General features: G+C 70.0%; 8 protein-coding genes and 2 pseudogenes. 7 read left to right on the top strand and 3 right to left on the bottom strand.

Annotated elements, in window-relative coordinates; translation table 11 throughout:
• Nucleotides 1-1,262 (bottom strand): alkaline phosphatase family protein (locus JGS39_RS29505; protein ID WP_308120782.1); only part of this gene is annotated, 1,262 nt, incomplete at its 3' end.
• Nucleotides 1,263-1,697: 435 nt separating this feature from the next.
• Between JGS39_RS29505 and JGS39_RS29510 the strand changes: the two genes are divergently transcribed.
• Nucleotides 1,698-3,377, top strand: a complete 1,680-nt coding sequence (locus JGS39_RS29510; RefSeq protein WP_219572757.1) for a DUF262 domain-containing protein — start codon at nt 1,698-1,700, stop codon at nt 3,375-3,377.
• Nucleotides 3,378-3,553: 176 nt separating this feature from the next.
• Here JGS39_RS29510 and JGS39_RS29515 read toward each other — a convergent pair whose 3' ends face one another.
• On the bottom strand, nt 3,554-4,180 hold the full coding sequence (locus tag JGS39_RS29515; RefSeq protein ID WP_236064274.1) for an HIT family protein: 627 nt from the start codon (nt 4,178-4,180) through the stop codon (nt 3,554-3,556).
• A 297-nt stretch (nt 4,181-4,477) separates the two neighbouring features.
• Between JGS39_RS29515 and JGS39_RS29520 the strand changes: the two genes are divergently transcribed.
• From JGS39_RS29520 to JGS39_RS29530, 3 genes are all read left to right on the top strand, one after another.
• On the top strand, nt 4,478-4,957 hold the full coding sequence (locus tag JGS39_RS29520) for a GtrA domain-containing protein (protein WP_219572758.1): 480 nt from the start codon (nt 4,478-4,480) through the stop codon (nt 4,955-4,957).
• 143 nt (nt 4,958-5,100) lie between these two features.
• Nucleotides 5,101-7,272, top strand: a complete 2,172-nt coding sequence (locus JGS39_RS29525; protein WP_219572759.1) for a TerD family protein — start codon at nt 5,101-5,103, stop codon at nt 7,270-7,272.
• 360 nt (nt 7,273-7,632) lie between these two features.
• Entirely contained in the window at nt 7,633-9,429 is a 1,797-nt protein-coding gene (locus tag JGS39_RS29530) for an AAA family ATPase (protein ID WP_308120785.1), read from the top strand.
• Between the two features lie 32 nt (nt 9,430-9,461).
• On the opposite strand, the gene JGS39_RS29535 is transcribed toward JGS39_RS29530, so the two are convergent.
• Nucleotides 9,462-10,283 (bottom strand): maleylpyruvate isomerase family mycothiol-dependent enzyme, encoded by an 822-nt coding sequence (locus JGS39_RS29535; protein ID WP_219572760.1) that lies wholly within the window; start codon nt 10,281-10,283, stop codon nt 9,462-9,464.
• A gap of 148 nt (nt 10,284-10,431) precedes the next feature.
• On the opposite strand from JGS39_RS29535, the pseudogene JGS39_RS29540 reads away from it, so the two are divergent.
• The 3 genes and pseudogenes from JGS39_RS29540 to JGS39_RS41730 all read left to right on the top strand — a co-directional run.
• Nucleotides 10,432-11,152 (top strand): annotated as a pseudogene (locus JGS39_RS29540) (response regulator transcription factor).
• Nucleotides 11,139-13,223: a sensor histidine kinase gene (locus tag JGS39_RS29545; protein WP_372456177.1), complete on the top strand. Its 2,085-nt coding sequence runs from the start codon at nt 11,139-11,141 to the stop codon at nt 13,221-13,223. Before JGS39_RS29540 ends, JGS39_RS29545 begins: the two are co-directional and overlap by 14 nt.
• A gap of 124 nt (nt 13,224-13,347) precedes the next feature.
• Nucleotides 13,348-13,568 (top strand): annotated as a pseudogene (locus JGS39_RS41730) (sortase-dependent protein); the annotation flags it as partial.

Below are 13,568 nucleotides of genomic sequence, written 5' to 3' on the forward strand. Positions count from 1 at the left end.
CGGATCACGGAGGTGTGGTCGAAGACCTCGGAGCACGCGAACCCGCCGGTGCTCCAAGGGGAGACGACGAGCATGGGCACCCGCTGACCGAGCCCGTACGGCCCGGCGGCGTACCGGATGTCTCCGGGGAAGTAGTCGGCGGTGGTGTCCACGGTGGACAGCCCCTGCGCGGGGCCCGAGGGCACGAAGGGCGGCACGACGTGGTCGAAGAAGCCGTCGTTCTCGTCATAGGTGATGAAGAGTGCGGTCCGGCCCCAGACCTCGGGGTCCGCGGTCAGCGCGTCCAGTACCTGGGAGATGTACCAGGCACCGTAGTTGGCGGGCCAGTTGGGATGCTCGCTGTACGCCTCGGGCGAGACGATCCACGAGACCTTCGGCAGCGTCCCGGCCCGGACGTCGGCCTTCAGGTTGTCGAGGAGCCCGCCACCGTGCTTGATGTCGGTACCGGTGCGGGCCTTGTCGTGGAGCGGATCCCCGGGCTCGGAGTTGCGGTAACTGTTGAAGTACAGAAGCGAGTTGTCACCGTACGTTCCCCGGTAGGCGTCGTCGATCCACCCCCAGGACCCGGCGGCGTCCAGCCCGTCGCCGATGTCCTGGTAGACCTTCCACGACACCCCGGCCTGCTCCAGCCGTTCGGGGTAAGTGGTCCAGCCGTATCCCGCCTCGTCGTTGCCGAGCACGGGGCCGCCTCCGGAGCCGTCGTTCCCCGTGTACCCGCTCCACAGGTAGTAGCGGTTGGGGTCGGTGCTCCCGATGAACGAGCAGTGGTATGCGTCGCAGACGGTGAACGCGTCGGCGAGGGCGTAGTGGAACGGTATGTCCTCACGTGTGAGGTGAGCCATGGTCGTCGCGGTCTTGGCCGGCACCCACTGGTCGTACGCACCCTTGTTGAACGCCCGGTGTCCGCCCGCCCAGTCGTGGTTCAGGTCCCGGAGGAACTGCATCCCGAGCTCGTCGGCGGGCGGCCTGAACGGAAGCACCTCCTTACCGAGGAGATCCTTCTGATGCCAGACCGGCTTTCCGCTGGGGAGCGTGACGGGCCGCGGATCGCCGAAGCCGCGAACGCCGTTCATGGTGCCGAAGTAGTGGTCGAAGGAACGATTCTCCTGCATCAGCACGACAATGTGCTCGACGTCCTGCACGCTGCCCGTACTCCCCTTCGCGGGAAGGGAGGCGGCGCGGGCGATACTGCTCGACAGCGCGGTGTACGCGGCTGTCCCTCCGGCGAGTTGCAGGAGGCGGCGACGGTTCAGTTCTGCCATGGGTGGGGCCTCTGTGGGGTGAGGGGACAGCGGGCGAAGGCGACTGGAGTGTTCCAGAACCGATGGTGCCGGCGGAAGGCCCGTGCGGTGTGCACGGGGTGGCGATCCACCGAACTCCCGGCGACGGAACAGCCCACGGACGAGGCCGCGCGCTCCGGCGAGCGTCCCGGTCCCCACCCACCCGCTCCTAAGCGGTACGAGCGACGGCGGGGAACGCGTTCAACCTCTCCGGATGCGGTGCTCTGCTCTCGTCGCCCGCGCGCGGCAGTGCAGTTCGGGCCTACGCGGCCACCGTCGCGCTGACCTGGCTCTTCGACTTCCTCGCACAGACATGCGCTCCCGACATGATGTCGCACCACCGACGACCTCGCACATGGGGCAGATCTTCCCCCGCTTCGCTGCGAAGCCCACATCCCGTGGGGAATCATGCAGGCCATGGCCCAACTCGAAGCGCGCGAAGTGCCACTGCACAAGGTCTTCTGCAGTGACTACGACTTCCGGATCCCTGACTACCAGCGGCCTTACGCATGGCAGCCCGAACAGGCCCAGCAGCTCCTGGCCGACCTAGAGGAAGCCCTCCTCAGAGGCGACGGTGAGCCCTACTTCCTCGGTTCCCTGGTTCTCGTCAAGGACAGCGGATCGGCCGAGGCCGACGTCATCGACGGTCAGCAACGTCTGACGACCCTGACCATCCTTCTGGCGGTGCTGCGCGATCTGGCGCAGCAGCCCGACGTGGTAACCAATCTGGTGGCGATGATCTCCGAGCCCGGGAACACGGTTCTGGGGCTGAAGGCCAAACCCCGTCTCACCCTGCGCCCCCGGGACGCCGACTTCTTCCAGCAGCACATCCAGAACGCCGGTTCCATCAGTACCCTCCTGGCACTCAACCCCCACAACCTCAGGACCGACGCGCAGAGGGCCGTTCAGGCAAACGCGCTGGCACTGCACACCGCCCTGGCCTCCTGGAGCGACGAACAGCGTTTATCCCTGTGCAAGTTGATGGGGGTCCAGACTTTCCTGGTCGCAGTCAGTACCCCCGACCTGGACAGCGCCCATCGAATCTTCAGCGTCATGAACTCCCGGGGCCTCGACCTGTCGCCTGCCGACATCTTCAAGGCCCAGATCATCGGCGAGATCGACGAGGAGGTCTCGGAGACATACGCCAGGCGGTGGGAGGACTCCGAGGAAAGCCTCGGCCGTGAGGACTTCTCCGACCTCTTCCTCCACATCCGCATGATCTTCTCCGGCGAACGGGCCCGACAGGAACTGCTCAAGGAGTTCCAGAGCCAGGTCCTGGTCCACTACAAGGGCGGACGAGCCAAGGAGTTCGTGGACCATGTACTCGTACCCTACGCCGAGGCCTCCGCGGTGATCCGCGACAAGGCCTACGCCGCCGGAGACGGTTCGGATCAGGTCAACCTGTGGTTCCGCAGGCTGCTGCTGCTGGACAACAACGACTGGTGGCCGGCCGCGCTGTGGGCACTCACGTCCCACGGAGACGATCCGGTGTGGCTGAGTTCGTTCCTCCGGTCACTGGAGCGGCTCGCCGCGAGCATGTTCATCCGACGCGTCTACACCACCCCCCGCGTGTTCCGCTTCGCCGAGTTGCTGACCGAGCTGAAGGAGCTGGCCCCGGACAGGGGACTGGAGGCCCCCGCCTTGCAACTGACGGTGGCCGAGCGGTCCGAGACACTGCACCGGCTCAACGGCGAGGTCTACCACGAACTGAGGACGCGACGGTACATCCTGCTGCGACTCGACGAGCTGGTGGCCGAGGACGACATCGTGGCGACGTATGACGCTCCGCGCGTCACGGTCGAGCACGTGCTCCCCCAGAACCCCGGTCCTCAGTCGCAGTGGCGTGCGGACTTTACCTCGGACGAACGCGCGCTGTGGACACACCGACTGGCCAACCTGGTGCTGCTCAGCCGCGCAAAGAACTCCCAGGTGCAGAATCTGGACTTCACCGACAAGAAGGAGCGCTACCTCAAGCGGGGTGTGGTCACGTTTCCGCTGACCACACAGGTACTGGGTCAAGACACCTGGACACCGGAGCATCTGGAGAAGCGCCAGGCGGAACTCCTCGGCCTCCTTGCCGAGGAATGGCGGCTGTAGTTCTCCCGGGCACACCGCTCGGCGCATGGAGCTGACGTGGCAGTGGGAGAAACTGCGGTCAGCGCGGGGACATGAGATCAAGGTTGGGGAACCGCACGCCGCGAACGCCCGCCCCGCCGGGTGCCCGTCACAGCAGTTGAGTCGGGCACCCGGCAAGTTGGTCGGGAGACACCAGGTCAGGCAGACGGCAGCTCACGAACCGCCGGCCGATGACCTCCGTAAGAGGCGACCAACGCGTCCGCCACGATCGCCGCGTCCGCCTCGGCCACCTCCGCCGGATACTCCGGCAGCAGGTCGTCCCAGACAGGCATCCACGACCCGTACAGCTGGGCCTGCCCCTCGGGACGGGCGAAGAACCAGATGTGCAGATGGGCGCCCCCGTCACCGATGCGGTAGACATGCGCCCGTGAGATGTGGGGCAGCGCCTGCACATGGCGGGCGATATGAGTGGTCAGCACCCCCAGTTCGGCAGCGAGTTCGTCGGCCAGGTCCACCAGGTCGCAGTGGTCACGTGGATACAGCATCAGCACGAGCGGTACGCCGACTCCCGGCATCCGGGTGAGCCGCCAACGGTCGTCGAGCCAGATCCCCTCGTCACGGTCGCGGCACGCGCCGCAGTCCGCCGGGTCCTCGCCGTGCCGTGCCGGTTCGGGCAGAACCGGAGGACGCATCGGCGCGACGCGCAGACCGTCCGGCTCGAACGGGCTGACGTCCCAACCCGTCATACGGGCCAGCGGGAGCCGTCGCTCATCATCCGCGGCAGTACGTGCGTGGGCGTAGAACTCGTCGGGTCGCAGTGCCATGGCCGAAGAATACTGTTGCCGGACGGCACGACACGGCTTGGCCCCGACGCAGGTCGCCGGGCTCCGGTCGCGGTTCTTCCTTGGTGAACAGCCCCATTCCTGTGGGGACTTCGAAGCCATAGCCGCGCTGCGCTCCGACGCTGCCTCACACCGGAACCGGGGGCCCGCCTCCACCGTCCCCTGGGGGATAACCCCCAGGAAGGTCGGGGGGAAACCGGGTCGTGCGGAGGACGCCGGGTCCGTAGGTTCTGGAGTGGAATAGGCGCACCGCTTCACACAGCCTTCGGAGGCCCCCTCGTGACCGCCCCTTCGCTCCAGCCGACGCGCACGCTTCACCCGGCCCTGGCGGCCTTCGTGCGCTTTGTGATCTGCGGCGGCGGGGTCGGGGTTGCCTCCAGTGGTGTGCTGGTCCTCCTCCACGACCGGATGCCGCTGGTCCTCGCCAACGCTCTCGTCACGGTCGTGTCCACCGTGATCGCGACCGAACTGCACAGCCGGGTCTCGTTCCGCAGCGAGCGCCGGGGGTGGGGTGTCCACCTTCAGTCGGGCCTGACCGTGGCGGTGAGCTATGCCTTCACGACCGGGGCACTGTTCTGCCTGTACGCGGTCCAGTCCGAGCCTTCGGCGCTCGTTCAGCAGAGCGTCTACCTGTCCGCGTCGGCCGTCGCCGGCGCCGGGCGGTTCGCGCTACTGCGGGTCGTCGTCTTCGGGGAGCGCACGGCGGGCGGGACGCGGAAGCCCTCGTTCGGCAAGGCGTCCGTGGCCATGGCTGCCTGAGCGCGACACCGATCTGCGGATCCAGCCGCTCGCCCCGCCCGAGCGGGTCCCCGGTCTTCGCCGCCGGTCGCGTCACACGGTGCCCGAGCAGTCAGGAGAAAACTCCTGTGCGTCGACTCGTACACCTCTGCGATCATCCACGAATGACGCACAGTCTCGACTCGCTGGTCATCCGGCACACCCACCGAATCCCCCTCCCCAAGGGTGTCACCGGGGAAGGAAGCACCGCCGCACGGAGCCTCGATGCGGCACTGACGTCCGTGGGATTCAAGCTCTCGGCGGAGCTGTTGCAGCGGCTGTCGGGGCTGTCCGAGGCCACAGTCGTGCGCACCGCCGAGGAGACGCTGCGCGCCGTGAGCAAGATGGTGGGCGACCACGTCCGGCACAACGCGTACTTCATCGACTTTCCGGCGAACGTGCCGGGCACCGAAGAGTTCTGGACGTCGTGCGTGACGAAGGCACTCGGCGATGAGAGGACCCGCGAGAACGTGCTGACGCAGCTGGCACACGGAGTGCTGGACCTGCTCAGCCTCCCCACGTACGGCCGCTACCAGCACACCTACGAGGAGATGCTCGCGGCGCAGGACGCGCTGATCGCGTCGGCGGGTGACCGGGTGACGGTCCTGCACCCCGGAGGGGACCTGGAAGAGGAAGTCACGGACCTGTACCTGGCCCTGGCGGGCAGTACGACGCCGCTGGGCGAGGAGCACCTGCGCGACCTCAGGACGCTCGCCGGACCGTGCGCACGCGGCCCCCAGCCGGAGTCGATCCCGGTCCGGGAGAACCGGGCCGTCGTCAACGAAGCCCGTCTCGCTGTCGGCGCCGGCCTGTTGCTGGACACCGTGGTTGATGTATTGCGGCTGGCCTGCGCACTGTCGGACGGCGATGTCACGTTGCAGCAGCCGACCCGGTTCCGGGCTCTCTCGCGGCCGGTCCGCCGCACCCTGCTCGCGGGTCTTGACGCCGTGATCGCGGCGAACCCCGCGAAGCTGGCCGATGTGCACGCGTACCGCGAGGAGTTCAAGCGGCTCGGCGAGCGTCTCCACCCGCACGAGTACCCGCGCTGGCCGCACGCCGCCGACGTGTTCGCGGTGGCGCGGCGCGAGAAGGAAGCGCGGACCTTCGACAGCCGTGTCGAAGAGCTCCTTGACGCGTACGACGTGCTCGGGGCGGTGCGGTTGCTGAAGTCCGCTCCCGGCAAACTGTTCCGCGCCCTGGACCTCCTGCTGCGTATCGCCGCCGGCCAGGAGGAACGGGACGCTGTGGTGGCCGCCGCGGTGGAGGTGGCTCCCCAGGTCTCCGGACGAGTCGTGCTGTCGGTGCGCGAGCACTTCCAGAACCGGGAACGGGAGACCGACGCGCCCCGGATCTTCGTGAACCGCCGGGGTCGTGGCTGGGTCAGTCCCGACTTCCGGCCCCCGGTCCCCGCCTCGGACCGCGATCGTCTGATCGCCGCGCTGGACGCCGAGATTCGTCGCAGGCTCCCGGCGCCCGGCCGGCTGCTGGTCGACCCCGACGTGTTCGACGTGGCGCTCCCGCTCAGCGGCAGGGCGACCGCGGGTGGGCTCGGTGTACTGCCGCGCGGTTCACTCTCCGCGGTAGACGGCGACCAGTTGCGGTTCTTCGTGTACTGGAAGGAGAGCGAGAACCGGACCGATTACGACCTCTCGGCGCTGCTTCTCCACACTGACTACAGCACCGACTCCTGGCTCTCCTACACCTCTCTCACGGCTGTCGGGGGCAAGCACTCGGGCGATGTCACCGAAGCGCCCGACGGCGCCTCGGAGTTCATCAACCTGTCCTTGGACCGGGTACGCAGCGCGTGCATCGTTCCGCAGGTCAACATCTTCTCCGGCGAGAACTTCGAGGAGGTCGAAGAGTCGTTCTTCGGATTCATGCTGCGCGACGGTGAGCAGAAGGGCCGGCCGTTCGAGCCGCGCACGGTGCGCATGAAGTCAGACCTTCGCGGAGCGGGCCGGGTGGCGCTGCCGCTGGTGTTCCGGCGCGAGGACGACGGCCGCTGGCGTGCCAAGTGGCTGCACCTGTACCTGAAGGGCATCTCGTCGGCCAACCGGGTCGAGGAGAACCAGGTGTCGGTCTCCAAGGTGGTGCGCGCCGTCGTGGAACGCGACTACCTCACCGTGAGGTATCTGATCGACCTGATGACGGCCGGCTGCTCGACCGTGGATCTGTGGGACGGCGGACCGTCCCCGGACGAGCCGGTGACGTACATCGGTCTCGAACGCCCCGAAGGACTGCACCCTGACTCCCGGGTCATCACGCCCGAAAATCTGCGCGACTTGATCCCGGGCTGAGTGCTAGCGTTGGCCACGGCCAGGCCATGAAGGGGCTTCCTTCTCACTCCTCTCTGACATCGAGTTCCTTCGCTCTCCTGGCCCTCGGCATCGCTCCGGGCGGCGCCCGCGTTCACCACGCGAGCGCCGCCCGACGCGTTTTCCACCCCCTCTGCACGCCGCGGAGACAGCCTCTCCGCTCCTGCGCCCGTACGAACCCGTCACGGCCGGACCGGCCTGCGTGTGTCCACCCCGATCGCGACCGGACATGTGCAGGGGCGCGACGCGCGCGCGTTGTTATCCTGACCAGCGTTCCAGGTCATCAGGGTGGGCCCCGTCGGCCGCCGGAGCGGGCTGAGCGCCCGTCGAGGGGAGAAGCACGTGCAGGGTCCAGCCGCGAGCCGGGGTTCGGTCAGGAAGGCCGAGCAGGCGTGGAGCCAGGCGATGGCCCTGATGCAGCGCGGGGACTCCGCGGGCGCCGGCGCGCAGTTCGCGCTCGCCACCACCCACGACCCCTCCGCCGCCGACGCGTGGCTGGGGCTGCACGCGACCGGTCAGCGGCAGGAGGAGGCGCTGGATGCCATGCTCCGGAGTTCGGGGAACTTCGGTGCGCTGCGGACGAGGTTCGGGCTGCCGCTGCGGTCCACGTTCCAGATCGGCCACTACGTCACGTTCCGCCTGGAGAACGCGCGCGACCTGTGGCTGGCGGCCATGTCGTCACTGCTGGACAAGAAGCGGGTCGACGAGGCGTGGGCGGGGCTCTCGTCCGCCCAACTCGACTGCGACGAGACCAAGTTCGTCTGCACCCGCTACGCGTTCGTTAAGGAGGACTGGGCCCTCGTGCTGAGGTTCGCGACCGGTATCGGTGACGCGTTCCTTTACGACGAGGCGCAGTTGTACGTCGGCGCGGCGCTGTTCGCCCAGGGCGTCTACCACGAGGCGCTGAACGTGCTGGCGCCGCTGCCGCGGAAGCTGGAGACGGGCAGCAGGTTCGACGCGGAGACCAAGTACTTCATGGGTCGTTCGCTGGAGGAGCTGGGGCGGCAGGAGGAGGCGCTCAAGCGGTATCAGTACGCCTTCCGGTGTTCGCCGGGGCTTTTCGACGTGGATGTTCGCGCCCGGGCCCGGCCGGCCCCGGCTGCCTCTCCGGCCCCCAGGGCCGCCGACCTGGTTCCGCCGCGGCCCGCGGAGCCGGCGCAGCCCGCTGCGCCGACGCCCACCGTCCCGGCCCCGGCCCCCGCCCCGGCCGGGGGCCCGACGCCTCCCGGCGGCACGGACAGCGCGCAGCCCGACGCCGAGGCGCGCGCCCGGCTGCTCGCCGAGGCGCAGAAGTCCCTCGACGGCATGATCGGCCTGGAGCCCGTGAAGCGCCAGGTGCTCACGCTGATCGCCCAGTTGCGCATGGCCGCGCTGCGTGAGGAGCAGGGGCTTCCCGGTGGGGCGCGGCCCCGGCACTTCGTCTTCGCGGGTCCGCCCGGCACGGGCAAGACGACCGTCGCCCGCATCATCGGCAAGGTATTCGCCGGGCTCGGGCTGCTGAGTTCGGGGCATGTCATCGAGGCCCAGCGCGTCGACCTGGTCGGGCAGCACCTCGGGTCCACGGCCATCAAGACCAGCAAGGTCATCGACTCGGCGCTGAACGGCGTGCTGTTCATCGACGAGGCGTACGCCCTGTCCAACAGCGGGTACAGCGGCGGCGACGCGTTCGGTGACGAGGCGTTGCAGGTGCTCCTGAAGCGGGCCGAGGACGACCGCGACCGGCTCGTCGTCGTGCTCGCCGGGTACCGCGAGGAGATGGCCGGCCTGCTCGCCGCCAACCCGGGGCTCGTGTCCCGCTTCACCACGCGTGTCGACTTCCCGTCCTACTCCGCGCAGGAGCTGGTCCTCATCGCCCGCGCCGTTCTGGCCTCCCAGGGCGACGAACCGGACGAAGGAGCGCTCGAGGTCCTGGGGACCTTCTGCTCAGCGATCGTGGACGGCGGGATGGCCGACACGGTGGGCAACGCCCGGTTCGCGCGGGAGCTGTGCCAGAAGGCCTCCGCGCAACGGGATCTACGGCTGTACGCCACGCACGCCGACAGCACGCCGACCCGTGCCGAGATGGTGACCGTGCTCACCGAGGACGTGGTGGCCGCGCACCAGGAGCTCATGGAGTCGCACGAGAACAGCGGGTCGTAGGCTGCGCGCCTCCCAGCCGTGCCCGTGTGTCCTCAGGGCGCCGTGAAGTACGCCGGGAACCGGGGACCGAGCCACGGCTTGCGGCCCCATGCGAAGACGCGTCCCCGGGCCATGGCGCCCACCGGCGAGCTGCGGCCGAGCGCCATCAGCAGGAACGTGACCGGCTCGATGGAGATCGTGCAGTCGGGGCGGTCCGGCAGCTCGTGGTCCACGGCCGCCGTGCCGTCGGTGAACGTCACACCGAAACGGCCGCCGCCCCACAGCCGTACCGCGTACCGGACGTTCAGCCCTGCCGTGGTGCCGGCCTCGGTCACCCGGGGCATGGCCCGGACCATGAACGGGAGCGCAAGACGGACCCGGGCGGCGTCGACCATGTGCGGGCGCTTCAGCGCACGGGCCAGGTCGTAGCCGTGGCCCAGCATGTGCGTCAGGAGGTACGAGCCGAGGACCGCGCGGTTCATCGGCCCCATCGGTGTCATCAGCGTCTCGTCCGCGGGATGTCCGGTCACCGCGTCCAGGCAGGCGGCCGCCTGCGCCACGATCATCGCCGCCAGGGGGTGTGCCGCGCGCTCGCCGAAGGCCGCGAGTGCCTCCTCGTTGGCTGCGGCGATGCTCTGCGGGCTGCCGTCGCCGTGGGACCGCGGATGCCCGGCCGCCACGTCGGCCATCAGCGCGTTGGCCTGCGCGAGGTGCGCGGCCACCTCCCCCACCGTCCACGTCAGCCCCGGCACGGGAGCGCCGGTGTCGGGAGCGGTGCGCAACAGCTCCGCGATCTCCTCGGCCGTCGTGCGTATCGCGTCGGCCAGTCCCTCGGGCAGCGCTCCACGCACTTCCTGTCCCGCCTTCGGCTCCACTGCGCCACCGTCCTTCCGAACGCCGCCCGCGCGTCCACCGTCCACTCCGGTTACCTGCGGGTACACAAGAGCAGTTCACGGGGCCTCCCGGCAAGAGGTCGACGCCCGCCGTTCGAACCCCTCTACGATCGGACGCGTGTGCGCACATGTGATCATCGCCGAGGACGACGCGAAACAGGCGGAGCTACTCCGCCGCTACCTCGAACGGGAGGGGCATGCCGTCACCGTCGTCGGCGACGGCCTCGCGGCCCTCGACGCGGTCCGGCACCGGGAGCCGGACCTGCTGGTCCTCGATGTGATGATGCCTCGTGCCGACGGTCTGGACGTGGTACGCGTCCTGCGCGCCGAGCGCCGGGAGCTGCCGGTGCTGATGCTGACGGCCCGCTCCACGGAGGACGATCTACTGCTCGGCCTCGACCTCGGCGCGGACGACTACGTGACCAAGCCGTACAGCCCGCGCGAACTGATGGCCCGGGTCCGCACGCTCCTGCGCCGCAGTCGGCGCGCGTCGGACGCCGGGGAGACCGCTCCGGCGGACGCCGCCGTCCTGACGGTGGGGACCCTGGTGGTCGATCCCACCCGGCACCTGGTGTCGGGGCGGCGAGGCGGTGGAGTGCACTCCGGGTGAGTTCAGGATCCTCGCCGCCCTGGCGGCCGAGCCCGAGCGGGTCTTCACCCGCCAGCAACTGCTCGCCGAGCTGCACGGCTTCGACCGGTACATCAGCGACCGCACGGTCGATGTTCACGTCATGAACCTGCGGAAGAAGATCGAGCCCGCGCCGCGCCGGCCCACCCGGCTCCTCACCGTCTTCGGTGTCGGCTACAAGCTGACCGACCCGGCGAAGGCCACGGCACGTGCGTCGTCGTAGCGGGGAGCGCCCCCTGCCCGGAACGCGCGGTGCGGCGGCGCCCGAGTCCGGGGCGTCGCGGGCACGGCTGCCGTTGCGCAAGAGCCTGTTCGCCCGGCTGCTGGCCGTATCGGCGCTGGTGGCGGCGTGTTCGGTCGCCGCCACGGCCTGGCTCGCCGTCCAGACGACGTCCGGCGCGATCCTGAAGGAGCAGGGTCAGAACCTCACCGCCGACGCCCGGATCTACCACAGCCTGCTCGGCTACGCGGCGGCTCATCCCACCTGGGACGGTGTCGACGAGACCGTGCGTGACCTGGCCGAGCAGTCCGGCCGGCGGATCGCGCTGACCACCGAACAGCGCGCGCCGCTCGCCGACTCGGCCGCGCCGGAGAAGGCCGCGGCGCTGCCCACCCAGGCGTCGGCGATCGTGGACCCGCTGTCGGTGGACACCGCGCTGGCCGCCGAGAACGCGGGCCCGTCCGGCACCCCGGCGGACCGCGTCGATCCGCGAGCGGTCGGGCCGTTCCGGCTGCCGGCCGCGGAACGTACGGCGTTGCGGCAGATCGCGGAACGGGGCGTGGCCTGCCTCAGCGAGGCCGGGATCGCCTCGGACGTCGTCCGGACCGAGAGCGGACGCCCGGTGATCCAGGCGGTGGGCAACGACCCGGAACGGATACAGGAAAGCCGCTGCACCACCGACGCCCTCGACGCCCCGACGGCCACGGAGCAGCGGGCCCTGAAAGCCCTCAACCAGCTGGCCGACGCCTGTCTGAAGCGTCAGGACCGCAGCGGCGTCCACCTGAAACTCGACCTCTCCTGGGGGCAGAGCGCGGAACCCGTACCCACGGCGGTCCCCACCCTGCCGCCGAGCGAGGCACCCCGCACCGCACCCGGCATCGAACCGGAGACCGCGCCGAGCACCACGCCGACCGAGACGCCCAGCGTCATGCCGAGCGCGGCACCCGCACCAGCCGTCGGCACCGGCGAGGACGACCGGGCCATCGCCTCCTGTGTGGGCACCGCACGCCGGGAGCAGCTCAGCTCGTACGTCGCCTCGCCCGCCCTGCTCTTCATCAGCGACACCGGCGGCACCACCGTGCCCGGTTTCGACCTCTCCCCGGCGAACACCGCCAGGATCGCCGGCGCGGCCGCCCTCGTCCTGGCCCTCACCGTCGGCGCCTCGGTGCTCGTCGGCGCCCGGCTCGTCCGACCGCTGCGCGCCCTGACAGGCGCCGCCCAGCGGATGCGCGACGGGGAGGACGGCGCACCGGTGCTGGTCACCGCGGACAACGAGATCGGGCGGCTCGCCGCCACGTTCAACGACATGTCCGCCCACCGCGCTCGGCTGGAATCCCAGCGCAAGGCCATGGTCAGCGACGTCGCCCATGAACTGCGCACCCCGCTCAGCAACATCCGTGGCTGGCTGGAGGCGGCGCAGGACGGGGTGGCCGATCCGGACCCGGCGTTCATCGCCTCCCTGCACGAGGAGGCCGTGCAGTTGCAGCACATCATCGACGACCTCCAGGACCTCGCCCAGGCCGACGCGGGAGCCCTGCGCCTGCACGCCGAGCCGGTACGGATCGAGGAACTGCTCGGCCAGGTCGCCGCCGCGCACCAGGCCCGCGCCGAGACGGCCGGGGTGGCCCTCACCGTGCCGCCGCCATCTCCGCCGGACCGTCCTGTGCCGGGGCTGACGGCCGATCCGGTCCGGCTCCGCCAGGCCATCGGCAACCTGGTGTCCAACGCGGTGCGCCACACCCCGGCCGGCGGGCAGGTCACCTTGCGCGCGTACGGCTCCGAGTCGGGCGACGCGGTCCTCGTGGACGTGTCGGACACGGGCACCGGCATCCCCGCCGAGGACCTCGTCCATGTCTTCGACCGCTTCTGGCGCGGTGAGAAGTCCCGCAGCCGTCGCACCGGCGGCAGCGGTCTCGGGCTGGCGATCGTACGGAAACTGACGGAGGCGCACGGCGGGACGGCGACGGCGGCCAGCGTGCCGGGTGAGGGCTCGGTGTTCACCCTGCGGCTTCCGGCCGATCGATCGAAAAACGCCCCCGTGGCCGGTTCCACGGACGGTTCCGTACAGCCCTGATGCGATGACCACAGCGTCCTGACAGCTTCTTCATAACTTCGCGTCAGCCTGTCGGCACGCCTCGCGCCACGGTGCGACCCGCACCGCGGCGCCGTCGAGGCCGACCTGGAACGGAGCCATGTTCATGCCCCTGCGTACGTCTCTGCGTACCGCCCTCCTCACCGCTGTCGCGGTCGGCGCGGTCTGTGTGCCCGCCACCTCGGCGTTCGCCGACTCCTCACCCAAGCCCACGGCCACGCCGTCGGTCGTGCCCGCGTCGCCGAGTACGGAGCCCTCCGCCGCCCCGACCCGGGCACCTTCCACCGCCACCCCGTCCGTGCTGCCGCGGGGTGGCGGTGGAAGGTG

Source organism: Streptomyces poriferorum, assembly GCF_019399235.1.
GTDB lineage: Bacteria > Actinomycetota > Actinomycetes > Streptomycetales > Streptomycetaceae > Streptomyces > Streptomyces poriferorum.

Coding starts and splice junctions, on each gene's coding strand:
- JGS39_RS29510 (WP_219572757.1), top strand. CDS start 1,698: ATGGCCCAACTCGAAGCGCGCGAAGTGCCACTGCACAAGGTCTTCTGC.
- JGS39_RS29515 (WP_236064274.1), bottom strand. CDS start 4,180: ATGGCACTGCGACCCGACGAGTTCTACGCCCACGCACGTACTGCCGCG.
- JGS39_RS29525 (WP_219572759.1), top strand. CDS start 5,101: ATGACGCACAGTCTCGACTCGCTGGTCATCCGGCACACCCACCGAATC.